Source organism: Mangrovicoccus algicola (assembly GCF_014903745.1).
In the GTDB taxonomy this organism is placed as follows: domain Bacteria; phylum Pseudomonadota; class Alphaproteobacteria; order Rhodobacterales; family Rhodobacteraceae; genus Mangrovicoccus; species Mangrovicoccus algicola.
In genome coordinates this window covers 86539-110506 of record NZ_JACVXA010000003.1, presented here as the reverse complement: position 1 = coordinate 110506, position 23968 = coordinate 86539, and the positions used below count along the sequence as shown (strand labels likewise).

Here is a 23968-nt window from a genome sequence, read left to right as displayed (position 1 = left end):
GCTCCCGGCTTGTCCGGCGAAATCCGCTCAGAGGGTGAAGGCCGCGCGGAACGCCTCCAGCGCCGCCTCCGGATCGCCCGCGGCAAAGGCCTCCATCCCCACCGGCCCGGCATAGCCCATCTCGTGCAGCGCGCGGGCCACGCCCCGGTAATTGATCTCGCCCGTGCCGGGCTCGCAGCGCCCCGGCACGTCTGCCACCTGCACCTCGCCGATCCAGGGCAGGGCGCGGCGGCAGGTCTCGATCAGGTTCCCCTCGCCGATCTGCACATGGTACAGATCCAGGTTCAGCCTGAGCCGCGGGTGATCCACCGCCGCGACCAGCGCGATCGTGTCCTCCGCCCGTCCGAACGGCACGCCCGGGTGATCCACCGGCAGGTTGAGGTTCTCGAGCGTAAACACCACGCCTTCCTCCTCGGCCATCTCGGCGATCCGGGCCAGCGTGTCGCGCGCCTTCAGCCACATCGCGCCGGTCACGATCTCGCAGGGCACCACCGGCAGCCCGCCCTCGCCCAGCCCGGTGCCATGCAGGTTCAGCCGCTGAACGCCCAGACGCTTGCCCACCTGCGCGGTCTCCCGCGCCGAGCGCAGCAGCTCCGCGGCGCCCTCATCATCGGCCAGCCGTCCGGTCAGGTAGCCGTTCATGATGGTGAATTCGGCGCCCGTCGCCTCCAGTTCCGCCAGGTCGTGATCGGGCCAGTTCCACAGCCCGACGCCGAAGCCCATCTCCTTCAGCCGCGCACAGCGCCACGCGACGGGGCGGTCGCGCCACAGCATCTCGGCGCAGGCGGCAAGCGCAAACCCCGTCATCTTCAGGCCGCCTTGCCGCTCTGGCGGGTCAGGCCGGTCTCGGCGGCGATGCGTTTCAGCGTGTGCAGCCCCAGCGTCTGGTAGAGCAGGGGGTTGCGGATGGCCGGGTCCTGTTCCGCCTCGATCACGATCCAGCCGTCATAGCCGTGATCGGCCAGGATCCGCAGCAGCGGCGCGAAGTCGATCGCGCCCTCCTGGTCGCCCGGCACGGTGAAGGCCCCGGCCAGAACCCCCTGAAGGAAGCTCAGCTCCTCGGCGCGGACCCGCGCGGTGATCTCCGGGCGGATGTTCTTGGCATGGAAATGCGCGACGCGGCCGATATGGCGCGCCAGCACCGCCGCCGGATCGCCGCCGCCGAAGGTGCAGTGCCCGGCATCGAAGAGAAGATGCGTCGCCGGGCCGGTCGCCGCCATGAAGGCGTCGATTTCCTCGGGCGTCTCGACCACGGTGCCCATGTGATGATGATAGGCCAGCGTCACGCCCTCGGAGGCCAGATAGGCGGCGAAGGCCTCGATCCTCGCGCCGAATTCCGCCATCTCCGCCGCGCTCAGCACCGGCTTGTCATTGACCGGCGTCGCGGCATCGCCATGGATCGCGTTCGAGGTCTCGCAGACGATGCAGACGGCGCAGCCATTATGCTTGAGCTTTGCCAGATGCGGCTGGACGGCGGCGATCTCGGCCTCGAGCGGCCGGGTCAGCAGCTCCGTCGAGTACCAGCCCGAGATGAAGGCCAGGCCATGCCCGGCCAGCAGCGCCCGCAGCGCCTCGGGATCCTCGGGCCAGCGATGACCGTTCTCGATCCCGTCGAAGCCGATCAGGTGGCCGGCCTCCTCCAGGATGCGCGCGGTGGGAACGTCCGCGCCGATGCTGTGGTCGTCGTCATTGGCCCAGGCGATGGGATTGGTGCCGAAGCGGATCATGGGAGATGTCCTTCAGGTGAGCGCCACGGGACGGCCCCCGGAGGCGGCCATGGCGTGGATGATGCGTTCGATGGAAAGCCCGGCGGCGAAATCCGGGCCCGGGTTCGGCCCGCCCGCGATGGCGCAGGAGAGGTCGCGCGCCTCGATGACCTTCTGTTCGTTGAAGCCGAAATTATGGCCCGGCGCCGGACAGAAGGCGGCGAAATCGGGCTGTTCGGGACCGGAGAGGAGCCGGGTCAGGCCCGGCGCGCCCCTGCGATGGAGCCACAGCTCGTTCATGTTTTCCTGGTCGAAAAGGATCGTGCCTTCCGAGCCGTGGATTTCCCATTGCAGCCGGCATTTGCGTCCCGGCGCGATGCGCGATGTGGCGAAGCTGCCGGTGGCGCCGGAGGCAAAGCGCAGGATGGCATGGGCGGTGTCGTCGTTTTCCACGGGTTTCACGCCCTCGGGCGACGGACGGGCGGCGATGGGCGTCGCGGTGATCGCCGTCACCTCCGCCACCGGCCCCATCAGCCCGGTCATCTGGCTGACCAGGTGGCAGCCCAGATCGCCGAGCGCGCCCAGCCCGCCGCCCTCGCGCGTCATCCGCCAGGACCAGGGCAGGTCCGGATCGGCGGAGTAATCCTCGTCATAGACCCCGCGGAAGCTGTGCGGCACGCCGATGGCGCCCGAGCTCACCAGCCGCCGCGCCTCCTGATAGGCCGGGGAACGGGTGTAGTTGTAGCCCAGGATCGTCACCTGCGCGGGATGCCGGGCGGCCAGCGCCGCCATGGCCTCGGCATCCGCGAGGCTCAGCGCCATCGGCTTTTCCAGCCAGACATGCTTGCCCGCCTCCAGCGCCGCCTCGGCCATGGGACGGTGCAGGGCGTTCGGCGTGGTGATGGAGACCACGTCCACTGCCGGATCGGCAATGGCCGCCTGCCAGTCGGCCATGCCGCGGGCAAAGCCGAATTGCGCGGCGAAGGCCTCCGCCCGGTCCGCGGGCGTGTCGCAGAGTATCTCCAGCCGCGGATGGGCGCCGCCGAAGACCGTGGCGACATTGCGCCAGGCCATCGCGTGGCACTTGCCCATGAAGCCGGTGCCGATCAGGCAGACCCCCAGCGGGCGGTCGGGCATCGGATAAGCCATCGGGAAACCTCGGGAAAAAGGGCGGCGGGCCGGGGAGAGCGGCCCGCCGGGGGAGGATCAGATCGTGCCTTCCAGCGAGCCTTCGAGCTGCGCCAGCTCCTGCCCGCCGGCCATCAGGTCCTGCAGCGCCTCGGGCGTGATCTCGCCGCGGGTGGCGGTGCCCAGGGTCTTGCCGCGGTTCAGCACGGTGAAGCGGTCGCCCACGGCCAGCGCGTGTCGCACATTGTGGCTGATGAAGACCACGCCGACGCCCTGTTTGCGCACCCGGTCGATGGTGGCCAGCACGTTCGAGGTCTGGCGCACGCCGAGCGCCGAGGTCGGCTCGTCGAGGATCAGCACCTTGGCGCCGAAATAGACCGCCCGCGCGATGGCCACCGTCTGGCGTTCGCCGCCCGAGAGCGTGCCCACCGCCTGGTCGGGGCCGCGCAGGTTGATGCCCATCTTGCGCATCTCCTCCACGCAGATCTCGTTGGCCGCGCCCAGATCCATCCGCGCGAACAGGCCCTTCCCCTTCTTCGGCTCGCGCCCCATGAAGAAGTTGCGGGTGACGCTCATCAGCGGGATCATCGCGAGGTCCTGGAACACCGTGGCGATCCCGGCCTCCATGGCGTCGCGTGGGCTGGCGAAGGACATGGGCCTGCCCTCGAACAGGATCTCGCCCTTGGTCGGCTTGTGCACGCCCGACATGGTCTTGATGAAGGTCGATTTCCCCGCGCCATTGTCGCCCAGAAGGCAGTGGCATTCGCCGGGGCGGATGTCGAAGCTGACCCCGGCCAGCGCGATGACATTGCCGAAATGCTTCTCGATGTTGCGCATCTCGACGATCGGGACGCCGGTGGCGGGATCGCCGTGGTGGAAGGTGGTGTCGGCGGTCATCAGCGTTCCCCCGTCACGCGCTTGCGGATGGCGTTGTTGAACAGCACGGCGATCAAAAGCATCCCGCCGAGGAAGACCTGGAACCAGTCCTGGTCGAAGCTGGTATAGGTCAGCCCGATCGTGACCATGCCGAAGATGATCGCGCCGAAGAAGGCGCCGATGGCCGAGCCGTAGCCGCCGGTCAGCAGGCAGCCGCCGATCACGGCCGTGATGATCGCCTCGAATTCCTTCATGAAGCCGCGGCGCGCATCGGTCGATCCGCTGTCGATCACGGTGATGATGGCGACCAGCGCCGCGGCGCAGGCGGTGGCCATGAAGAGCGCGATCTTGACCTTGTCCACCGGCACGCCGGAATTGGACGCGGCGTTGCGGTCGCCGCCCGCGGCGAAGATCCAGTTGCCGCGCGCCGTGCGCAGCAGCACATAGGTGGCCACCAGCGCGACAAGCACGAACCACAGGATCTCGACCGGGATGCCGGGCACTTTGGGCGTGCCGGAGCGGAATTTCTCGATCAGGCCGATATCGGCGAGCCAGGTGAAGAAGAACCCGAAGGCGTCACCGGAGAAAAGCGGGGTCAGCATGTCGCCCTCGACCGCCTCGCGCACGCCGCGCAGCTGGGTGGAGCCGCCGGTGAACAGCTTCAGCCCCACCAGCGAGGCGCCGCGCAGGATGAAGAGCCCGGCCAGCGTCACGATGAAGGAGGGCAGCCCCGAGCGGATCACGATCAGCCCGTTGACGGCGCCCACGAGCGCGGCAAAGACGAATGTGGCGGGGATGGACAGGATCAGCGGCAGGCCCAGATTCACCGTCAGCACGCCGAAGATCATGCCGGCGAAGGCCACCATCGATCCGATGGACAGGTCGAATTCGCCCCCGATCATCAGCATGGCGGCGGCGATGCCGAGGATGCCCAGCTGGGCTGCGGGGGTCAGGAAGTTCATGATGCCCGACAGCGTGAACATCGAGCTGTCGGCGGTGGCGAGAAAGAAGATCGTGACGAGGATGACGCCGCCGATGGCGCCAAGCTCGGGTCGTTTCATCAGGCGGGCGAGGAACGGCTCGGTCTTGACCCGTTCGTCCATCGCCATGGCTGCATCTGCGGGCATGTCGGTATCCTCTCGATGGGGTCCCGGCGCGGCGCCTGGCGCGCGCCGGGACGGGCGCTCAGCGGATGCCCTGGGCGGAAAGGTCGATGACCTGCGCGGCCATGTCCTGGGTCACCAGGTTGGGGCCCGAGGGCACGTCGCCGCCCGGGATCAGCCCGTATTCGGCATTCATCGCCAGGAAGACGACCGGCAGATAGCCCTGCAGGAACTGCTGCTGGTCGATGGCGAAGGCGGCCTTGCCGTCGGCCACGTCCTGCAGGAAGCCCGCCGAGAGGTCGAAGGAGGCGACCAGCACCTCGCCGGTGAGACCCATCGCCTCGACCGCGGCCACGGCCGGTTCGCCCACCAGCGAGGCGCCCAGGCCCAGGACGGTATCGACATCCTCGTCGCTGTCCAGCGCGGCGCGGACCTTGGCCTGGACCTCGGCGGGATCGTTCATGGTCGGGATCACCTGCACCGGCCCGCCGAAGCCCTCGGCGAAGCCTTCGCAACGTTGGTCCAGCGAGACGTTGCCGACCTCCTGGTTGACGCAGATGCCCTTGGTGCCGCCCATCTCGGCCAGCTTCTGCCCGGCCGCGACGCCCGCATCGTATTCCGACTGGCCGACATGCAGCTTCGCGCCCAGCTCATGGGCGACATCGGCGCCGGAATTCATCGAGATGACCGGGATGCCGGCCTCGACGGCGCGCTTGATCGACGGGCTCAGCGCGTCGGCATCGGGGATCGAGACCACCAGCCCGTCGGGTTCCTGGTTCACGGCGGCATCGATCATCTGGCTCATCTGGACCATGTCGAAGGTCTCGGGCGAGCGGAAATCGACATTGGCGCCGGTCTGTTCGGCGGCCTCCTGGGCGCCGTTCTTGACCACCGACCAGAACGGGTCATTGGCCTGGCCATGGGCGACGACGATGATGTCGGCCGCCAGCGCGGGCATGGCGGCAAGCGTCGCGGCCGTGGCCACGGATGCAAGAAGCGTCTTCATTGGGTTCCTCCCTTATGGACGTCATGGCGGGCCGGGCCCGCCTGATCCGCAGGGCGCGATGCCCTGCGGCCTCGCCGTGCCGCGCCCGCCCCCTCCGGCAGCCGCGTCACGGGATTCTGCGTGCCCGCGGCCTTAGGCGACGGGCTCGGGGCTGACCGCGGCGGGCAGGTCCGGCGCGACCGGGCGACCGCCCTGGCGCGCGGAGTCGGTCGCCGCCTCGGCCAGGGCCAGCGCGGCGATGCCGTCCTGCAGCGTCACGGGCATCGGCGTGCCCTCCAGCGCGGCGGTGACGAAGGCGTCCCATTCGCGCAGATAGGCCGGCATGTAGCGTTCGAGGAAGAAATAGGTGGGCTTGGCGCTGGCCACCCCCGCCGCGGTCGCTCTGGACACGGTATTCTCCAGCATGTTGGCCGCCGAGAGAAGCCCCTGGGATCCCAGCAGCTCGACCCGCTGGTCATAGCCGTAGACGGCGCGGCGGCTGTTCTTGATGACGGCGATCCGGCCGTCGGCATAGCGCAGCGTGACCACCGCGGTATCGACATCGCCGGCCTCGCCGATGGCCGGGTCGACGATCGCGCTGCCCACCGCCTGGACCGAGACCGGCGCCGCGCCCATCAGGAATCCCGCCATGTCGAAATCATGGATCATCATGTCGCGGAACAGCCCGCCGGAGACCTTGATGTAGCTGACGGGCGGCGGCGCGGGATCGAAGGAGGTCACGGAAAGCAGCTCGGCCCGGCCGATCTCGCCGGCCTCCAGCGACGCCTTGAGCGCGCCGAAATTCGGATCGAAGCGGCGGTTGAAGCCGATCATCACCGGCCGTCCGGTCGCCGCCGCCTTCGCCTGGCAGGCCTGCGCGCGGGCGAGGGACAGATCGACGGGTTTCTCGCACAGCACCGCCTTGCCCGCCGCGGTGGCGCGTTCGATCAGGTCGGAATGCGTGTCCGTGGACGTGGCGATCAGCACCGCGTCGATGCCGTCATCGGCGAGGATCTCGTCGGAGGTGGCGGCACGCGCGCCATATCGGGCGGCCAGCGTCTCGGCGGCGGATGTGAAGACATCCGAGACCGCCGCAAGTTCGCTTTTCGCATGTCCGGCAATATTTACCGCGTGCACCTGCCCGATACGGCCGGCGCCGAGCAACCCAACTCTGAGCATTCTATCCTCCCGACTCGCGGCTCCCCGCCGCGTCGATCCAAGTCGTCGCAAATTTTGCACGCGCGTGCAAATGGATTCTGCACGCGCGTGCAAAAATTGGTGCATGGCCCGCAACCGCGCTATAGTGCAGGAAGATGCAGGCGCAGGACGAGGGCAGCAGATGGCAACCGGAGCGAACATCACCGCGGATGACGTGGCGGCCGAGGCGGGCGTGTCGCGCTGGACGGTGACGCGCGCCTTCCGCAAGGATGCCTCCATCTCGGCCAAGAGCCGCGCCAAGGTGATGCAGGCGGCCGAAAGGCTGGGCTATGTGCCCGACCTGCGCGCCGCCAGCCTGGCCTCGGACCGCTCCAACCTGGTGGCGCTTCTGGTCGATGATTTCGCCAACCCGCACAAGCTGGTGATGATGGAACGGCTGACCCGGGTGATGCGGCGCAAGGGCTGGGACACGCTCTTGGTCAACACGCTGGACAAGGCCGATACCGGGCCTGCGCTCTTGAATGCCAGCCAGAGGCGGGTCGATGCGGTGATCCTGATCGGGCTGCAATTCGACGATGACGTCCTGGCCGCCGCCCAGCATGCGCGGCGCTTCTCCAAGCTGATCGTCTTCGCCCGGTCCTCGCAGAAGCCCGACACGATCTCCATCGCCGTGGATGACGTGCAGGCGATGCGCGACATCGCCGCCTATGTCGATGCGCAAGGCTATCGCCGCCCGTTCTTCGTCGCCGGTCCGCGCACCTCCTCGGCGCATCTGCTGCGCAAGGAGACCTTCATCGACTACTGGCAGCAGACCCACGGGCTGCGCCCCGATTGCGTGAATGTCGCCGCCTATGATCCGGCCCTGTCCGGCGCGGTGGTGGAGACGGCGCTGAAGGACCGGGCGCGGGCGGACCTGCCCGATGTGCTGGTCTGCGAGAATGACGCCCTGGCCATCGGCGCGATCGACACGCTGCGCCACCGGCTGGGACTGCGCGTGCCCGGAGACATCGCGGTGACCGGCTTCGACGACATCCCGCAGGCCGACAGCCTGAACTACCAGCTGACCACCTATCGCCAGCCGCTGGACGAGATGGCGGATTACCTGGTCGAGGTTCTGGACAGCCGCGAGGATCGCGACATGAACCGGCTGTTCCGGGGGGCCATCGTGCGCCGCGACAGCGCCTGAGCGCGGCTAGCAGGTATCGGGCTTGATGTCATGGCGCGCGGGGCTGCGCAGCCGGGCGCGGATCGCGCGGGAGAGCGCGTCGACCCCGGCCGTCATCAGCCCGCAGGCGATCAAGAGGACCAGCGCCCGGTCGAGCCGCAGCTGCTGCATCGCCGTGTCCACATAGAAGCCCAGCGTCGCGACGCCCAAGAGCCCCATCACCGCGGTTTCGCGCAGGATGATTTCCCAGCGATAGAGGCACAGCGCCAGGAACGGCCCGAACAGGCGCGGCACCAGTTCCCATCCCCAGAGGGTAAGGCCGCGCGGCGCATCGGCGCGCAGCCCGCGGGTGACGCCGGCCGCCTCGCGCCCGGTCAGATGGGCGATGATCGCGCCGTTATGCAGCGCCAGCGCCAGCACCGCGGGCAGCATCGAGGGACCGAAGACCTGCAGGAACAGGTAGGCCAGCATGTATTCGGGAAAGCTGCGCAGCAGGATCAGCACCAGGTCGGCGCCTGCGCGCCCCGCGCGTCCCGCCACCTCGCGCACCACCAGGCCGAAGGCGAGGAAGGCGATCAGCCCGGTCAGCGCCAGCGCGATCTGCCCCGCGACCAGCGTGGAGGCCAGGCCCGGCAGGATCTCGTCCCCCAGCCTGTCGCCCAGCCAGGGGATCAGCCCGGCCCAGTCGCCGCCCCGGATCGGGGCGGGGGTCATGTCGTTCAGCGCCCGCAGGATCGCCCCCTGTCCCATCGGCGGCACCGGGATCGTGGCCAGCAGCGCGAAGGCGGCGGCGATCCACAGCGGCACGAGCCGCGGCCGCATCCACAGCCGGATGGTGGCGATTAGGATCACGTAGACCATCATCACCGCGCTGACCGCGCCGTAATTGCCGACCTTGAAGAAGGCGTCCAGCTGGAATCCCAGCGTCGGCAGACCGACGAAGCCCAGCACGGCCGAGGCGCGCATCCCGCATTCGAACCGGTAGAGCCAGTAGCTCCACATCGGGCGCAGGGCCAGCGGCGCGCGGGTCCACAGGAACCGGGTCAGCGCATCGGCCCTGGGCCCCAGCCATGCGGCGGGGCGCGGATCGGCTTCCTCGATCTGCTCGGCAAAGACCTTGGCGAAGATGCCCGCATAGGGCAGGGCGATGGCCAGGACGCCCGCCATGGGGCCCAGCCCGATCGCGGCGATCAGGAACAGCGCCCAGAAAAGCTCGTGAACGGAGCGCAGCGCGATGGCCGGAATGCGCACCGCGCGCAGGTGGTAGAAGGGCGCCAGGACCAGCCCGGCCATGCCGCCGATGGTGACGCCCGCCAGCGCGAAGCCTACGGTCAGCGCGGTGGCGCGGAAGATGTCCTCCACCGCGGAGAAATCGGGGCGCAGCAATCCCGCGCCCATCCGCGCCAGCGCGTCCCACGGGTCGACCCCGGCAAGCCCCAGATCCGCGAAGGGCAGGCAGGCCAGCGCGGCCAGGCAGAAGCCCCCCGCGACATGGAGACGGGAGAGCCGCTCAGCCGCCATAGAGCGCCGCGATCGCCGCATTGTCGATCCTGCCGGGCGCGGCATCCAGCACGATGCGCCCGCGCGCCAGCCCGATGATCCGGGTGGCGAAGGCCCGCGCCTGCGCCACGTCATGCAGCGCCACCAGCGCGGTCGGAAACCGCTCGGCGATCCGGTCCAGCACCTGCGCGCCCTGCGTCTCGTCCAGCGCCGAGACCGGCTCATCCGCGATCAGCACCGCGCCGCCGCGCCAGAAGGCCCGCGCCAGCGCGACGCGCTGCTTCTGCCCGCCGGACAGCGTCTCGACCCGTTGCCCGGCCTGCGCGGCGAGCCCCAGCTCATCCAGCACCGCCGCGGCTCCGGCGCGGTCCTGCGCGCGCGGATGGATCAGCGTCCGGAGGTTGTGCATCGCCCCGTGATCGTCGAGCCGCCCCATCAGCGCATTGCGTTCCGCCGAAAGCTGCGGCACCAGCCCGTGTTCCTGCGGCACCAGGGCCACCCGCATTTCCGCCCGCAGCCGGTCATGCATCGCGGCCAGCAATGTCGATTTCCCCGCCCCGGACCGGCCCAGCAGCACCACGCGTTCCCCCGGGGACAGCGTCAGGCTGACCCCGGACAGGACCGCGCGGCCGCCATGGCCCAGCGTCTCGTCCCGGAAGCGGAGCAGGCTCATTCGATCAGGTCGAGCGCCCGGGCGGTGGTCTCGATCGGGCCGTAATCGTCATTGGCCGCCGGGATGAAGCCCTCGCGCGGGAAGCTGGCCAGAAGGTCGGGATCGTCCATCGCGATCAGCGCGGCCTGCACCTTGTCGGCGAAGCCTTCGCCGAACCGGTCATCGACATCGCCGCGGATGGTCCAGTTGTAATCCGGATAGGGCGGGGTCTGCCAGATCACCCTGGCGGTCTCGACCTCGGGCGCGCCCTCGGTGACGGCCTTGTCATAGACGGCGTAGTTCAGCGCGCCGACATCCCAGGCCCCCGAGGCCACGAGCCGCAGCGTCTGCGAATGATCGCCCGAGAAGCCCACGCGCGAGAAGAAGTCTTCCGGCGCCCCGCCGGTCTCTTCGCGGATCCAGTAATCGGGCATCAGCCGGCCCGAGGTGGAGGTCTGCGCGCCGAAGGTGAAGCTGAGCCCCTGCGCGGCCTCGGGGAAGGCGTCGGACGGCTCCAGCCCGGTCGCGGTATTGGCGATGAAATAGGTGATGAAGGTCGGGTCCTCGACCCCCTGCGCGATGGCGCGCGCGCCCGGCGTCATCAGCCGCGCCTGCACGCCGGTCAGCCCGCCGAACCAGGCCAGCTGGATCTGGTCGTTGCGGAAGGCGGTGACCGAGGCGGCATAGGATTTCACCGGCACGAATTCGACATCGACGCCCAGTTCCTGCTCCAGGTACTCGGCGACCTTGGAGAAGCGCGCGACCAGCGCGGTCTCGTCCTCGTCGGGGATGGCCGAGAAATACAGCGTGTCGGCGGAGGCGCCGGTGGCAAGAAGGGCGGCCAGGACGGGCAGGAGGCGGAAGGTGGACATCGGAACTCTCCGGTGAGGGCTGGGGCGGCCCGGGGCCGCGTTGCGCGCCTTCTACGTCCAAGCCGCCATGCCGCACAACCCGGCGCGGCAGGGGAATTGACGCGGCGGCCCCCGGGCGGTCTAGCTGGGCGCGGCAGACGCAAGGAGGGCGGCGCGGATGGACAGGCAGGCAGCGCTGGCAGCGGCGGCGGAGGCCCCGGATTTCTTCCCGGGCTTCGACGCGGCGCTGCATGATCTGGGCGGCGGGGTCCGGGTCTTTGCCCGGCGCAGGGGATCGGGCGCGCCCCTGCTGCTGCTTCACGGCTATCCGCAGACATCGGCGATGTGGCACCGGGTGGCGCCGGTCCTGGCCGAACGCCATGCCGTCATCTGCCCCGACCTGCGCGGCTATGGCCGGTCGTGGAAACCCGAGCCGGGCCCGGGGGTCTATGCCAAGCGGGCGATGGCCTGTGACCTGCTGCGGCTGATGGACCGGCTGGGCCATGAGCGGTTCGTGATCCTCGCCCATGACCGCGGCGCGCGGGTGGCGCACCGGATGGCCGCCGATCATCCCGACCGGGTCGCCGCCTTCGTCGCCCTCGACATCGCGCCGACGCGGGAAATGTACCGCGAGGCGCGCTCGGGCTTCGCGCATGACTACTGGCACTGGTACTGGCTGACCCGGCCCGCGCCCTTCCCCGAAAGGCTGATCGGGGCGGATCCGGATTTCTTCTGGCTGTCCAAGGCGTCCGGCGGCTCGGCGGGGCTGGCGCCCTTCGCGCGGCCCGCGCTGCAGGAATATCTCGACGCGTTCCGCGATCCGGCGGCGATCCGCGCTGCCTGCGAGGATTACCGCGCGGCCGCAGGCGAGGACATCGCGCATGACGATGCCGAGACCGGGAAATGCCGGGTTCCCATGCTGGCGCTCTGGGGCAGCGACGGCGCGATAGAGAAGCATTTCGACTGCCTCGCGCTCTGGCGCGAGCGGGTGAGCGACGTCGCGGGCCGCGCGATCCCCGGCGGGCATTACCTGGCCGAGGAAAACCCGCAGGCGGTGCTGGCGGAGGCCGGGCCGTTCCTGGCCCGGCATGGCGAAGGGCTCTAGCGGGCGGCCTTCTGCGCGGCGACGGTGCGGGCGACGAGGTCCTTGTAGAGGGCGCGGATGCGTTCGGTGACCGGGCGCGCGCCGTCGCCGATCGCGCGGCCGTCGATTTCCGCCACCGGGGTCTGGGCGCCGAATGTGCCGGTCAGGAAGGCCTCGTCGGCCGAATAGGCCTCGTAGAGCGAGAAATTCTTCTCGAAGACGGGGATCCCCGCCTCGCGGCAGACCCTGATGACATTGGCGCGGGTGACGCCGTTCATGCAGTAGTCGCCGGTGGAGGTCCAAACCTCGCCCTTCCTGACGATGAAGAAGTTGCAGGCATTGGTGGTGTTCACGAAGCCATGCGGGTCCAGCATCAGCGCCTCGTCGGCGCCGGCCTCCTCGGCCTGCAGGCAGGCGATGATGCAGTTCAGCTTGGAATGGCTGTTGAATTTCGGGTCCTGGCTATGCGGCAGGCCGCGCACCTGCGGCACCGAGGCCAGGCGCAGCCCCCTGGACAGCGCGGCGGCGGGCACCGAATGCTCGATGATCGCGACGATGGTCGGGCCCCATTTCGACAGGCCCGGATGCTGGAACGGCTTGGCCTTGCGGCCGCGGGTGATCATCAGCCGGCAATGCGCGTCGCCGGTCATGCCGTTCGCGGCCGCGGTCTCGTCGAGGATGGCGCGCAGCTCCTCGCGGGTCTTGCCGATCTCCAGCCGCACCGCCTTGCAGCTGTCGTAAAGCCGGTCCATATGCGCGTCGAAGAAGGCCCATTCGCCGTCATAAAGCCGCATGCCCTCCCACATGCCGTCCCCCAGCATGAAGCCTGAATCGTAGACCGAGACCACGGCCTCGGCCTTGGGCACCAGCTTGCCGTCGACATGGATCAGCAGGCGGTCATTGCGGTCGTCGGCCTCGGCGGTATGGGTGGTGGTGTCTGTCATCTCAGGCCTTCAGGGCAAAGGGTTTCAGCGCCTCGTAATGGGGCAGGGCGGCGTCGCAGACGGATTGCAGATCCGCAGGCAGGCCGGGCAGCGGCCCCTCGGCCCCGGCAAAGCCGGTGGAGCCATGCACCGCGTCGTACCAGTGGCTGGCCCAGACCCCGTCATCGGCATGTCCGCCCGCGGGCCAGCGGATCATTCCGGGATCGCGCGCGATGCCCAGCCGGTCGCAGAGCGCGTCCATCATGCCCGCCGGATCGTCGCGGATGTCATGGGAATCGACGACCACCGGATCCTGGCCCCCGGCGCGGATCGCCGCGAAGATCTCCGCCTGCTGGGCAAAGCCGATATCGGCCAGGTCGGGGTTCTCGCGCTTCTGCGCATAGCTGGCCAGCACGCGCGCCGGGTGGCGGATCAGGAACAGGTGGGTGACGGCGCCGAACCAGCCCCGCGGCATGGCGGGCACCATGTGATGGGTCATGTGCTTCTGGTAGAAGACCGGCCGTCCCGAGGGATGCGGCGCGGCGCAGCGCGCGGCGACCTCTCCGGCATCGCGCGGCCCGGCGGCGATGATCTCCTCGCGCATCGGGTGGTCGAGCCCGGTCGCCTCCAGATAGGCGGCATAGAAGGGTTCGTCCCAGACCGCCGCATCGGTGCGGGCGCCGAAGGCGTACATCATCGCGGTCGACAGGTTGCGCGGGCCGGACCAGGCGGCGATGTTGAGCGGGGCGGACATGGGGGCTCTCCCTCGGCAATCGGATGCGCCACCCTAGGCGCGCCCGGCCTCCGGACGGAAGACCTGCCGTCCGGTGACATGCGCTTTGTCGCAGTTCCGCGATCCGGGGAGGGCGAAACGGCCGCGCTCAGTCCTGCAGCAGGTCGAGATAGACGCCGTTGGTCCAGCCGAACCCGTCCTGCAGCGCATATTCGCCGCCGCCGCCGGGCTGGTTGCGGTCGAGGACGTTGTATTTCTCGACGAATTTTCCGGTCTCGCGGAACACCGCCTCGCAGGTGGCCAGCCAGCGGCGGCGGATTTCCCCGGCCAGCGCGTGATGGCCATAGCGGCGCAGCCCCTGCACCGCCACCCATTGCAGCGGCGCCCAGCCATTGGGACTGTCCCATTGCTGCCCGCTGCGCAGATCGGTGCTCAGCAGCCCGTCCGGCGCCAGCAGGCGCGCCTCCGCCACCGCCGCCGCCGATGCCGCCTGTTCGGGGCTGGCCGCCCCGGTCCAGAGCGGAAACAGCCCGGCCGCGGAGACCACCGGGGTCAGCGCATCCGCGCCGATCAGCCGGTCGTGGAAAAAGCCCGTCTGCGCGTTCCAGAACCTGTCGCGGATCGCGGCGGCCCGCGCCTGCGCCGCGGCGGCATAGCCTTCGGCACGCTCCGGCGCATGCAGGGCCGCCGCCCGGGCCAGCAGGGTCTCGTGCCCCAGAAGCAGCGCGTTGAGGTCGACCGGCCAGATGTCGGTTGTGCGGATCGTGCCCAGGTCGGACGGGTCGGCCAGCCAGCGCGAGGAGAAGTCCCAGCCGCTTTCGCAGGCTGCGCGCAGGTCGCGGTAGAAACCGGGGCGCGCCGCGGCGTGGTCGTGCCATTCCAGGTCGGTGGCATACATCTCGATGCGCGGGCCGTCCGACGCATCCCAGTAGCGCGCCAGCCCCAGATGGTGGCGCGGCGGGCTGGCGAAGAAGGCGTGCTCGGCCTCCAGGGCGGGCAGGTAATGGGCCAGAACGGCCGCTTCCTCGCCGCTGGCGGCCGCATAGTCCTGCACCATCGCCCAGAAGAAGGGCGGTTGCGACCGGGTCAGGTAATAGCTGCGGAACCCGTTGGGCACGAAGCCGAAGCGGCCGATCGCATGGGCGAAATTGTCCAGCATGTCGCGCGCCGCCTGCAGCCGCCCCGAGCGCAGCAGCCCCAGCTGCGTGAAATAGCTGTCCCAGTAATACGCCTCCTGGAACCGGCCGCCGACCACGACATAGGGAAAGGGCATCGGCACGCGGGTCGAGCGGATCGACGGATCGTCGGCAGGACGCATCAGCCAGGGCCACAGCGCCTCCAGGTGGTCGCGGGGGCCATGGGCGGGATCGGTGTGGTAGCCCGGGGCGTCGGCCTCGAGGGGGCGGAAATGCGCCCGGTGGAAGGCCTCCAGATCGACCGGCCCCCGTGCCTTCTGCGCGGCGTAGCTGGCCATGATGTATTCCGCGGGGAACAGCATCTCGGCATCCGAGATCGCCTTGCCGTCCGGCCACAGGCCCGAGAGGTGGAGATCGACGAACAGATCGGACAGGCTCTGGTCGATGAATTCCATCGTGGCTGCGGCTCCCGGCACTGGCAGGGGCCGCGCATCGCGGCCCCCTGGCTGTCAGGCTAGGCGCCCGTGCGCCTGCGTCAACGGGGCCCGGACCGGGCAGGGGGGTCAGGAGGGCGCGACATCTTGGTCCAGCACCAGCACGCTCTGCCAGGGCAGCTCGATCGCCTCCTGCGCCACCGGGCCGGTTTCCAGCGTGCCGCTGCTGTCCCATTCCAGCCGCCAGCGTCCCGCGGGAAGCACGAAGCGCGCGTCATCCCCGGCATTCAGGATCAGCAGCATCCGCGCCGGTTCGCTGGCATGGCGCAGTTCCAGCCCCAGGCAGCGCGCCTGCGGATCCTGCCAGTCGCCCTGGCCCATCGCGCGTCCCTCCGGATGCAGCCAGCGCACCAGCGGGCGTTCCTCCTCGGTCGCCGGGGCCGCCGCGCCGCGCGCGAAGAATTGCGGGGCCAGAAGCCCGATGCGCTCGCGCCGCAGCCGGGTCAGGGTCGCCACCGCCTCCGTGAGGTCCGGGCGCGCGGCCTCCCAGTCGATCCAGCCGGTCTCGTTGTCCTGGGCATAGACATTGTTGTTGCCCCCCTGGCTGTTGCCCAGCTCGTCCCCGCCCAGGATCATCGGCACCCCCTGGCTGAGCATCAGCGTCGAGAGCATCGCCGTCGCCCGCCGCTTGCGCGCCTCGGCGATGCCGGGATCGTCGCAGGGGCCTTCATGGCCGAGATTGTCGCTGATATTGTGGTCGTGGCCGTCGCGGTTCTCCTCGCCATTGGCCTCGTTGTGCTTCTCGCAATAGCTGACCGTATCCCACAGCGTGAACCCGTCATGGGCGGCGATGAAATTGACCGAGGAGGTCGCCGGGCGGCGGGAATGGTCGAATTGCACCGGGCTGCCCAGCAGCCGCTGGGAGATGCGCCCGATCTGCCCGCCGTCGCGCCGCCAGAACCCGCGCGTGTCGTCGCGGAACTTGTCGTTCCATTCGCGGAAGGGCCAGGGAAAGCCGCCGACCTGGTAGCCGCCCGCGCCGATATCCCAGGGCTCGGCGATCAGCTTCACCCGGCTCAGCACCGGGTCCTGGCGGATGGCGGCGAAGAAGGCGCCCTCGCGCTCGAATCCCTGCGGCTCGCGCCCGAGGGTGGAGGCCAGGTCGAAGCGGAATCCATCCACATGCATGACCTGCACCCAGTAGCGCAGACTGTCCATCACCATGCGCAATACCATCGGATGCGCCACGTTCAGCGTATTGCCGCAGCCGGTCGTGTCGAAGCAATGGCGCCGGTCCTCGGCCAGAAGGTAATAGCTGGCATTGTCGATGCCGCGGAAGCTGAGCGTCGGGCCCAGCTCGCTGCCCTCGGCGGTGTGGTTGTAGACGACATCGAGGATCACCTCGATCCCGGCCGAGTGCAGGCGCCGCACCGCGTCCTTGACCTCGCGCACGCTTTCGCCCGCCAGGTAGGACCGGTTCGGGGCGAAGAAGGCCAGCGTGTTGTAGCCCCAGTAATTCGACAGCCCCTTCTCGACCAGGTGGCGGTCCTGGACCATCGCCTGCACCGGCAGCAGCTCGATCGCGGTGACGCCGAGTTTCTGCAGATGCTCGATCACCGGCGGCGATCCCAGCGCGGCGAAGGTTCCGCGGATCTCCTCCGGCACCAGCCTGTGGCGCATGGTCAGCCCCTTCACATGGGCCTCGTAGATCACGGTATCCTGCCAGCGGGTCCACAGCGCGCGGTCGGCATCCCAGTCGAAATCGGGATCGGCCACGACCGCCTTGGGCATGAAGGGGGCGGAATCGCGGGTGTCGATCTCGCGGTCGTCGCCGCCGACCGGATAGCCGAACAGCGCGTCGTCCCATTGCAGGTATCCCCGCATCTCGCGGGCATAGGGATCCAGCAGCAGCTTGGCCGGGTTGAACCGGTGGCCCGCCTCGGGATCATGCGGGCCGTGCACGCGATAGCCATAGGCTTGGCCCGGTCCGATGCCGGGAAGATAGCCGTGCCAGATGCCGCCCTCCATCTGCGGCAGTTCCAGCCGGGCGGTCTCGGCGCGGCCGGAAGCATCGAACAGGCACAGCTCGACCGCCGTGGCGTGGTCCGAGAAGATCGCGAAATTGGTGCCCTCGCCGTCCCAGTCGGCGCCCAGCAGGTCGGGGCGCCCCAGCGAAAGGTCGAAGGCAGGCAGGGCCGCGGGATTGTCGCGCATGCGGGGTCAGGCCTCCATAGCCCGGGGGGCGCGCCGGCCCAGCCAGTCCGCGGCGAGTGCGGGGGTGGCGGGATCGGCGGGTGCGGCGGTTTCGATGCGGGCGGTGCGCGGCAGCTCCTCGGCGCGGCGTGCCAGCATCCCCGCGGTAATCAGCACGGTGCCTTCGGGCGTGACCCGGAACCAGCGCGCATCCTCGTCGCGATCCTCGCCCGCGACCAGGCCCGGGGGCAGGCTGGCGCCGGGGGCGACGATGCAGCGGGTCAGCCGGCAGCTTGTCGGCACGGTCGCGCCGGGCAGGATGACGCTGTCGCGCGATCCGGCCAGCGCATGGCTCCAGGGGGCGGCGGGCGGCGTCATCAGCCCGCGCGGCACGCGCCCGGCGCGCAGGTCCAGCTGGGCCAGGCGATAGGCATCCAGCGATCCGACATCCCGCCAGTAGGCCGGGCGCCCGTCCCGCCCGGCGGGCAGGTCGTGGATCGCCAGCTCGCCCTCGGCCAGCGCCCGCGGCAGCAGGTCATGGCCGAAATCATGCCGGGTTCCGGGGCGGGCCGCCTCCTCGGCCAAGGCCGCGCGCAGCCAGTCCCAGCGGAAGACATAGATCCCCATCGAGGCCAGCGCCCGGCCCGGATCGCCCGGGATCGGGGCGGGGCGGCGCGGCTTCTCGGCGAAGGCGGTGACCCGGCCGACCGCGTCGCTGCGCAGGATCCCGAAGGCCTGCCCCTGGCTGAGCGGCACGCGGGTCGCGGCAACCGTCGCCGCGCATCCGGCGGCGCGATGGCGCATCAGCATCGCCCCCAGATCCATACGGCAGACATGATCGGCGGCCAGAACGACGACATCGCGCGGGGCGGCGGCGTCGATCTCGGCGAGGTTCGCCAGCACCGCATCCGCCGTGCCGCGATAGCCTTCGGGATCGCCGGTGACGCCGGGTCCCTCGCGCAGCCGCAGATCGGCGAAGGCACGTGCCCAGGGGCCCTGCAGATGGGCGCGAAGCGCCTCGGGGCGGTATTGCGTCGCGACCAGCAGACGCTCCAGCCCCGTTTCCGCCACCGAGGACAGGACGTAATCGACGATGCGGCCCGCGCCGAAGGGGACGGCGGGCTTGCAGGTTTCATCCGTCAGCTCGTGAAGCCGCGATCCGCGTCCTCCTGCCAGCAGCACGGTGAAGACCTCGTCGGCGGCAATATCGGTGCCCGCACAGGTCGCGGCACGGGTGGCATCGGCCATCGCTTTCCCCCTTCCCGGGCGGAACCCGGGACCCTCGTCTGATTGTCTGGAAATCTCGGCGCGGTGACCCGTGCCTTGACCCCTCAACCGGTGGCGGGGGGAAAGGTTCCCGGCATCGGCGAATTTTCCCGCGGCTCGGCCGCGGACAGCGCATCGAGCACCAGAACCGCCTCCGCGGGGGCCGTGAGCGACCGCGTGGCTGCGGCCAGGACCCGCGGCGCCTGGGCGGCAGTGGCGCTGTCGAGGATGACCCGCCACAGCGTCCCGGCCGGGGGATCGGGCAGCCGGACCTCCTGCGGGCCGCCGCTGTTGAAGATCGCGAAAAGCACGTCGCCCGACATGGAATAGGCCGGTGTCTCGGAGGCCAGGCGCAGGGACAGGCAGAGGCAGCGGAACTCCGGATCATGCCAGTCGCCGGTTTCGGGCGGCGCCCCGTCGGCACGGCGCCAGTCGAGATCGGGCTTGCCGTCCAGCGCGCGGGCCTGGGCATGCAGGAAAAGTTTCTGCCGCAGGACCGGATGGGCGCGGCGCATCTCGGCGAGACGGCCGACGAAATCCGCCAGCTCCATCTCGGGGCGGTCCCAGTCCACCCAGGCGATGGGATTGTCCTGGGCATAGGCGTTGTTGTTGCCCTGCTGGGAATTGCCGGTCTCGTCGCCCGCCAGCAGCATCGGCGTGCCCTGGCTGAGAAACAGCGTCGCCAGCATCGCGCGCTTGCGCCGGGCGCGGGCCTCGAGGATCGCGGGGTTCGAGGTGGGTCCTTCCGCGCCCATCCCGTCGGAATGGTTGGGCTCGTGCCCGTCGCGGTTCTCCTCGCCATTGGCCCAGTTTGATTTCTTGGAATAGCTGACCACGTCCTGCAGGGTGAACCCGTCATGGCTGGCCAGGAAATTGACCGAGGCCGTCGCCGCGCGGCCGCCATGGTCGAAGCGTTCGGCCGAACCGGTCAGCCGCCGCGCGAGGTCGGAAATCGCCCCGGCATCGCCTTTCCAGAAGCGGCGGACATCGTCGCGGTAGCGGTCGTTGAGTTCCATGAAAGGATGCGGCCAGGCGCCCAGCTGGTAGCCGCCCGGGCCCAGGTCCCAGGGTTCCGCGATCAGCTTGACCTCGCGCAGCACCGGGTCCTGCTTCAGCGCGGCCAGGAACCGTCCCTGCGGATCGAAACCCTGGGGCCCGCGCGCCAGCGCCGTGCCCAGGTCGAAGCGGAACCCGTCGACATGCATCACCTCCACCCAGTAGCGCAGGCTGTCCATGACCATGCGCAGCACCATCGGGTGGCCGGTATTCAGCGTGTTGCCGCAGCCCGTGTCGTCGATGTAGTAGCGCGGGTTCTCGGCAAGGCGGTAATAGGCGCGGTTGTCGAGCCCGCGGAAACTCAGCGTCGGGCCCAGCTGGCTGCCCTCGGCGGTGTGGTTGTAGACCACGTCCAGGATCACCTCGATCCCGGCAGCATGGAAGCGGCGCACCATGGTCTGGAATTCCCAGATCTCGCCGTCGCACAGGTAGCGCGGATCGGGGGCGAAGAAGCCTATCGTCTGGTAGCCCCAGTAATTGACCAGCCCCTTCTCGGTCAGGAACCGGTCGGACATGTGATGCTGCACCGGCATCAGCTGCACGGTGGTCACGCCGATCCGGTCCAGGTGGTCCAGCACCGGCTGGGTGGCGAGGCCCAGGAAGGTGCCGCGCCGCTTGCGGTCGACGCCGGGGTGGCGGGCGGTCATGCCCTTCACATGGGTTTCGTAATTGACCGACAGGTCATGGGGGTGGCGCGGCGGGCGGTCGTCGCCCCAGCTGAAATCGGACTCCGTCACCACGGCCTTGGGCATGGCGAAGGCGCTGTCGCGGCTGTCCATGCCCAGATCCGCCCGCGCCGCCCCGATGCGGTAGCCGAAGAGCGCATCCGACCAGCGGAACCGCCCCGCGACCTTGCGCGCATAGGGATCGAGCAGCAGCTTGGCATGGTTGAAGCGCAGCCCCTCCTCGGGGCGGTAGGGTCCCCTTGCCCGCCAGCCATAGAGCGTGCCCGGCAGAAGCCCCGCGACATAGACATGCCAGATGTCGCCATCGCGTTCGCGCAGCGGGATGCGCGCCAGTTCGCGTCTTCCGTCAGGGGAGAAGATGCACAGCTCGATCGCCTCGGCCTCGGCCGAGAAAACCGCGAAGTTCACGCCCACCCCGTCGAAGCTGGCGCCCAGCGGCTCGGGCCGCCCGGCGGACAGCCCGTGATGGGGCAGCCTCTCGGGGATGTCCTCGCGCGCCCCGGCGCGCGCGGCGGCGGGGGCGAAGACGCGCCCGGATCCCTGCGGCGCGCTCAATCCGCGCCCCCGGTCAGGCCGTGATAGAGCGCGGCATAGGCGGCGGCGGAGCGGTCCCAGCCGAAATCCGCGGCCATGCCATTGGCCTGGATCCGGCGCCAGGCGGCCGGATCCTCGTAGAGATCGCAAAGCTGGCTCAGCGCCAGGCTCAGCCCGCCCGCATCCACCCGCGGCAGCATCACCCCCGTGGCCACCCCCGCCCCGAGCGCGGCGGGGCTTGCGGGGATCACCGTATCCGACAGCCCGCCCGTGGGCGCCACCACCGGCACGGCGCCGTAGCGCAGCGCATAGAGCTGGGTCAGCCCGCAGGGTTCGAAGCGAGAGGGCACCAGAAGCGCATCCGCCCCGGCATAGATGCGATGCGACAGCGCCTCGTCATAGCCCTGCTTCAGCCCGACCTTCCCGGGATGGGCCGCCGCCAGCGCCTCGAAGGCCCGTTCCAGTTCGGCATCGCCCGATCCCAGAACCGCCAGGCGCAGCCCCCGCTCCAGCAGCGGCGCGACGACCCCGGGCACGAGGTCCAGCCCCTTCTGGCGCGTCATGCGGCTGACGATCCCCAGCACCGGACCATGGCCGTCCTCCAGTCCGTATTCCCCGAACAGCAGTGCCCGGTTCGCCGCGCGCCCCTTCTTGGCACGGGCGGAATAGGGCCGGATCGCGGGGTCGCGCGCCGGGTCCCAAGCGGCCTTGTCGATGCCGTTGAGGATCCCCGCCACCGGGTCGGGAAGCGCGGCGATCACCCCTTCGAGCCCCATGCCGAATTCCGGCAGCGCCAGCTCCGCGGCATAGCGCGGCGACACCGTGGTGACGCGGTCGGCCATCACCAGCCCCGCCTTCAGCGCGCCGATCTGCCCGTGGAATTCCAGCGGGCCGCCCGGGTAGAAATCGCGCGGGTCCAGCCGCAGCGGGTGCAGCCGCGACGCCGGAGCCAGCCCCTGAAAGGCGATGTTGTGAATGGTCAGCACCGAGGCCGTGCCCGGCGCATGCATGCGCAGATAGGCCGGGACCAGGCCGCCCTGCCAGTCATGGGCATGCACCAGATCGGGGCGCCAGCCATCGGCCAGCCCGTCGCGGGCGATCAGCGCGGCCGCCAGGCACAGCGCGCCGAACCGTTCGGGATTGTCGGAATGGTCCTGCCCGGTCTCGTCCAGATAGGGGCCGCCGGGCCGGTCATAGAGATGCGGCGCCTCAAGCAGCAGGATCCAGGCCTCGCTGCCCTCCGCGCGCCCCGACAGGATCCGCGCGGGACCGCCGAAGAGATCGTCGATGCGCATGACCTCGGCGGGCCGGGCGATCCGCGCCGCGAGGCCGCGATAGCCCGGCAGCAGCACCGCCATCTGCCATTCCTGCGCCGCCAGGGCGCCGGGCAGGGCGCCGGTGACATCGGCCAGCCCGCCGGATTTGACCAGCGGCACGCATTCCGAGGCAACCGACAGCACCCGCCCCCTGAACTCGCCCATCACATCTTCCATCACTGCCATGTCAGCCATTCTCCGCCAGCCAGCGCGCGATCATCGCGCGGGTGACCAGCGTGACGCCGCCTTCGCTGACGCGGAACCATTTCGCATCTTCCTCCGGGTCCTCGCCGATCACAAGCCCCGCCGGTATCTCGACATGGGTATCGAGGATCACCCGGCTCAGGCTTGCCCGCCGATTGACCACCGAATGGGGCAGGGCGACCACCTGGAACAGCTCCGCATAGCTGTGGGTGCGCACCCCCGAGAAGATCAGCGATTCGCGCACCTCCGTCCCCGAGATGATGCAGTTGCCCGACACCATCGAGGAAATGGCCGAGCCCCGCCGCCCGTCCTCGTCATGGATGAACTTGGCCGGCGGGCTGACCTCGCCATAGGACCAGATCGGCCAGCGCGTGTCGAAGATGTCCAGCTCGGGGGTGAAATCGGTCAGCGCGATATTGGCGGCGTGGAACGCATCCAGCGTGCCGACATCGCGCCAGTAGATCGTCTCGTTCTCGCCCGAGATCACGCAGCTTTCCTCGAAGAGATGCGCCTGGGCATGGCCCTCCGCCACGATGCGCGGGATCAGGTCATGGCCGAAATCGTGGCTCGATCCTTCCCGTCCCTGGTCCTCCAGCAGCAATGCGCGCAGGAACTCCCAGCGGAACACGTAGATCCCCATCGAGGCCAGCGCCTTGTCGGGGGAGCCGGGCATGGCGGGGGGATCGGCGGGCTTTTCCAGGAAGCCGGTGATCCGCCGCGTCGCGTCGATCGCCATCACCCCGAAGGCCCGCGCCTCCAGCCGCGGCACGGTCAGGCAGCCGATGGTGACATCCGCCCCCGAGGCCTCGTGGTCGCGCAGCATCACCTCGTAATCCATCTTGTAGATGTGGTCGCCCGCCAGGATCACCAGGTAGTCGACCTTGTAGCTGTCGATGATCTCGATGTTCTGGGTCACGGCGTCTGCGGTGCCCAGGTACCATTGGCTTTCCGAGACCATCTGCGAGGCCGGCATGATGTCCAGGTATTCGCCGCGTTCCGCGCGGAAGAAGTTCCAGCCGCGCTGCAGGTGGCGGATCAGCGAATGCGACTTGTACTGCGTCGCCACGGCCATCTTGCGGATGCCGGAATTATAGGCGTTGGACAGGGCGAAATCGATGATCCGCATCTTGCCGCCGAAATAGACGGCCGGTTTGGCGCGGGTATCGGTCAGTTCGCGCAGGCGGCTGCCGCGCCCGCCTGCCAGGATGAAGGCCATGGCGCGCGGCGCCAGCCTTGCCCCGGGTATATGCTGCATCTTCTCCGTTCCTCCCTGCTGTGC

General features: G+C 69.6%; 20 protein-coding genes. 2 read left to right on the top strand and 18 right to left on the bottom strand.

Going from position 1 to position 23968, the window contains the following annotated elements; all coding sequences use genetic code 11:
• Positions 1-27: 27 nt before the first annotated feature.
• The 7 genes from ICN82_RS01285 to iolG all read right to left on the bottom strand — a co-directional run bounded on the left by ICN82_RS01285 (position 28) and on the right by iolG (position 6977).
• A complete protein-coding gene (locus ICN82_RS01285) occupies positions 28-807 on the bottom strand; it encodes a TIM barrel protein (RefSeq protein ID WP_193179016.1) in 780 nt (259 codons plus the stop codon).
• A gap of 2 nt (positions 808-809) precedes the next feature.
• Entirely contained in the window at positions 810-1727 is a 918-nt protein-coding gene (gene iolE, locus ICN82_RS01280; RefSeq protein WP_193179015.1) for a myo-inosose-2 dehydratase, read from the bottom strand.
• Positions 1728-1739: 12 nt separating this feature from the next.
• Positions 1740-2855, bottom strand: coding sequence for a Gfo/Idh/MocA family protein (locus tag ICN82_RS01275; RefSeq protein WP_193179014.1), 1116 nt, complete (start codon positions 2853-2855; stop codon positions 1740-1742).
• A 57-nt stretch (positions 2856-2912) separates the two neighbouring features.
• Positions 2913-3731 carry an ATP-binding cassette domain-containing protein gene (locus ICN82_RS01270; protein WP_193179013.1) on the bottom strand — a complete coding sequence of 273 codons (819 nt, stop codon included), beginning with the start codon at positions 3729-3731 and terminating at the stop codon, positions 2913-2915.
• Positions 3731-4837: an ABC transporter permease gene (locus ICN82_RS01265; protein WP_193179012.1), complete on the bottom strand. Its 1107-nt coding sequence runs from the start codon at positions 4835-4837 to the stop codon at positions 3731-3733. Before ICN82_RS01265 ends, ICN82_RS01270 begins: the two co-directional genes overlap by 1 nt.
• Positions 4838-4895: 58 nt before the next feature.
• Positions 4896-5819, bottom strand: coding sequence for a sugar ABC transporter substrate-binding protein (locus tag ICN82_RS01260; RefSeq protein ID WP_193179011.1), 924 nt, complete (start codon positions 5817-5819; stop codon positions 4896-4898).
• Positions 5820-5951: 132 nt separating this feature from the next.
• The gene (iolG, locus tag ICN82_RS01255; protein WP_193179010.1) at positions 5952-6977 is read right to left on the bottom strand and encodes an inositol 2-dehydrogenase; all 1026 of its coding nucleotides are present in this window, start codon (positions 6975-6977) and stop codon (positions 5952-5954) included.
• A gap of 160 nt (positions 6978-7137) precedes the next feature.
• On the opposite strand from iolG, the gene ICN82_RS01250 reads away from it, so the two are divergent.
• Positions 7138-8142, top strand: a complete 1005-nt coding sequence (locus ICN82_RS01250) for a LacI family DNA-binding transcriptional regulator (RefSeq protein ID WP_193179009.1) — start codon at positions 7138-7140, stop codon at positions 8140-8142.
• A gap of 6 nt (positions 8143-8148) precedes the next feature.
• Here the strand turns inward: ICN82_RS01250 and ICN82_RS01245 are convergent, their stop codons facing one another.
• From ICN82_RS01245 to ICN82_RS01235, 3 genes are read right to left on the bottom strand one after another with little or no spacing between them, the layout of a single operon-like run.
• The gene (locus ICN82_RS01245) at positions 8149-9663 is read right to left on the bottom strand and encodes a PhnE/PtxC family ABC transporter permease (RefSeq protein WP_226898196.1); all 1515 of its coding nucleotides are present in this window, start codon (positions 9661-9663) and stop codon (positions 8149-8151) included.
• Entirely contained in the window at positions 9632-10294 is a 663-nt protein-coding gene (locus ICN82_RS01240) for an ATP-binding cassette domain-containing protein (protein ID WP_193179008.1), read from the bottom strand. Before ICN82_RS01240 ends, ICN82_RS01245 begins: the two co-directional genes overlap by 32 nt.
• Positions 10291-11145 carry a putative selenate ABC transporter substrate-binding protein gene (locus tag ICN82_RS01235; RefSeq protein WP_193179007.1) on the bottom strand — a complete coding sequence of 285 codons (855 nt, stop codon included), beginning with the start codon at positions 11143-11145 and terminating at the stop codon, positions 10291-10293. The genes ICN82_RS01240 and ICN82_RS01235 overlap by 4 nt, the downstream gene beginning before the upstream one ends.
• Before the next feature lie 157 nt (positions 11146-11302).
• Here ICN82_RS01235 and ICN82_RS01230 point away from each other — a divergent pair, with 157 nt between their 5' ends.
• Complete coding sequence (locus ICN82_RS01230) at positions 11303-12229, top strand: alpha/beta fold hydrolase (protein ID WP_193179006.1); 927 nt, start codon at positions 11303-11305, stop codon at positions 12227-12229.
• On the opposite strand, the gene ICN82_RS01225 is transcribed toward ICN82_RS01230, so the two are convergent.
• The 8 genes from ICN82_RS01225 to glgC form a co-directional block, all read right to left on the bottom strand.
• Positions 12226-13152: an aminotransferase class IV gene (locus tag ICN82_RS01225; protein ID WP_193179005.1), complete on the bottom strand. Its 927-nt coding sequence runs from the start codon at positions 13150-13152 to the stop codon at positions 12226-12228. The genes ICN82_RS01230 and ICN82_RS01225 overlap by 4 nt on opposite strands.
• 1 nt (position 13153) lies before the next feature.
• Positions 13154-13885: a sulfotransferase-like domain-containing protein gene (locus ICN82_RS01220; RefSeq protein WP_193179004.1), complete on the bottom strand. Its 732-nt coding sequence runs from the start codon at positions 13883-13885 to the stop codon at positions 13154-13156.
• A gap of 127 nt (positions 13886-14012) precedes the next feature.
• Positions 14013-15455 carry a trehalase family glycosidase gene (locus tag ICN82_RS01215; RefSeq protein WP_193179003.1) on the bottom strand — a complete coding sequence of 481 codons (1443 nt, stop codon included), beginning with the start codon at positions 15453-15455 and terminating at the stop codon, positions 14013-14015.
• 108 nt (positions 15456-15563) lie between these two features.
• Positions 15564-17648, bottom strand: coding sequence for a glycogen debranching protein GlgX (gene glgX, locus ICN82_RS01210; protein ID WP_193179002.1), 2085 nt, complete (start codon positions 17646-17648; stop codon positions 15564-15566).
• A gap of 6 nt (positions 17649-17654) precedes the next feature.
• Positions 17655-18875 carry a sugar phosphate nucleotidyltransferase gene (locus ICN82_RS01205; RefSeq protein WP_193179001.1) on the bottom strand — a complete coding sequence of 407 codons (1221 nt, stop codon included), beginning with the start codon at positions 18873-18875 and terminating at the stop codon, positions 17655-17657.
• Between the two features lie 83 nt (positions 18876-18958).
• Entirely contained in the window at positions 18959-21109 is a 2151-nt protein-coding gene (gene glgX, locus ICN82_RS01200) for a glycogen debranching protein GlgX (RefSeq protein WP_226898209.1), read from the bottom strand.
• A gap of 77 nt (positions 21110-21186) precedes the next feature.
• Positions 21187-22671: a glycogen synthase GlgA gene (gene glgA, locus ICN82_RS01195; protein ID WP_226898195.1), complete on the bottom strand. Its 1485-nt coding sequence runs from the start codon at positions 22669-22671 to the stop codon at positions 21187-21189.
• 1 nt (position 22672) lies between these two features.
• Entirely contained in the window at positions 22673-23944 is a 1272-nt protein-coding gene (gene glgC / locus ICN82_RS01190) for a glucose-1-phosphate adenylyltransferase (protein ID WP_193179000.1), read from the bottom strand.
• Between the last annotated feature and the right edge of the window lie 24 nt (positions 23945-23968).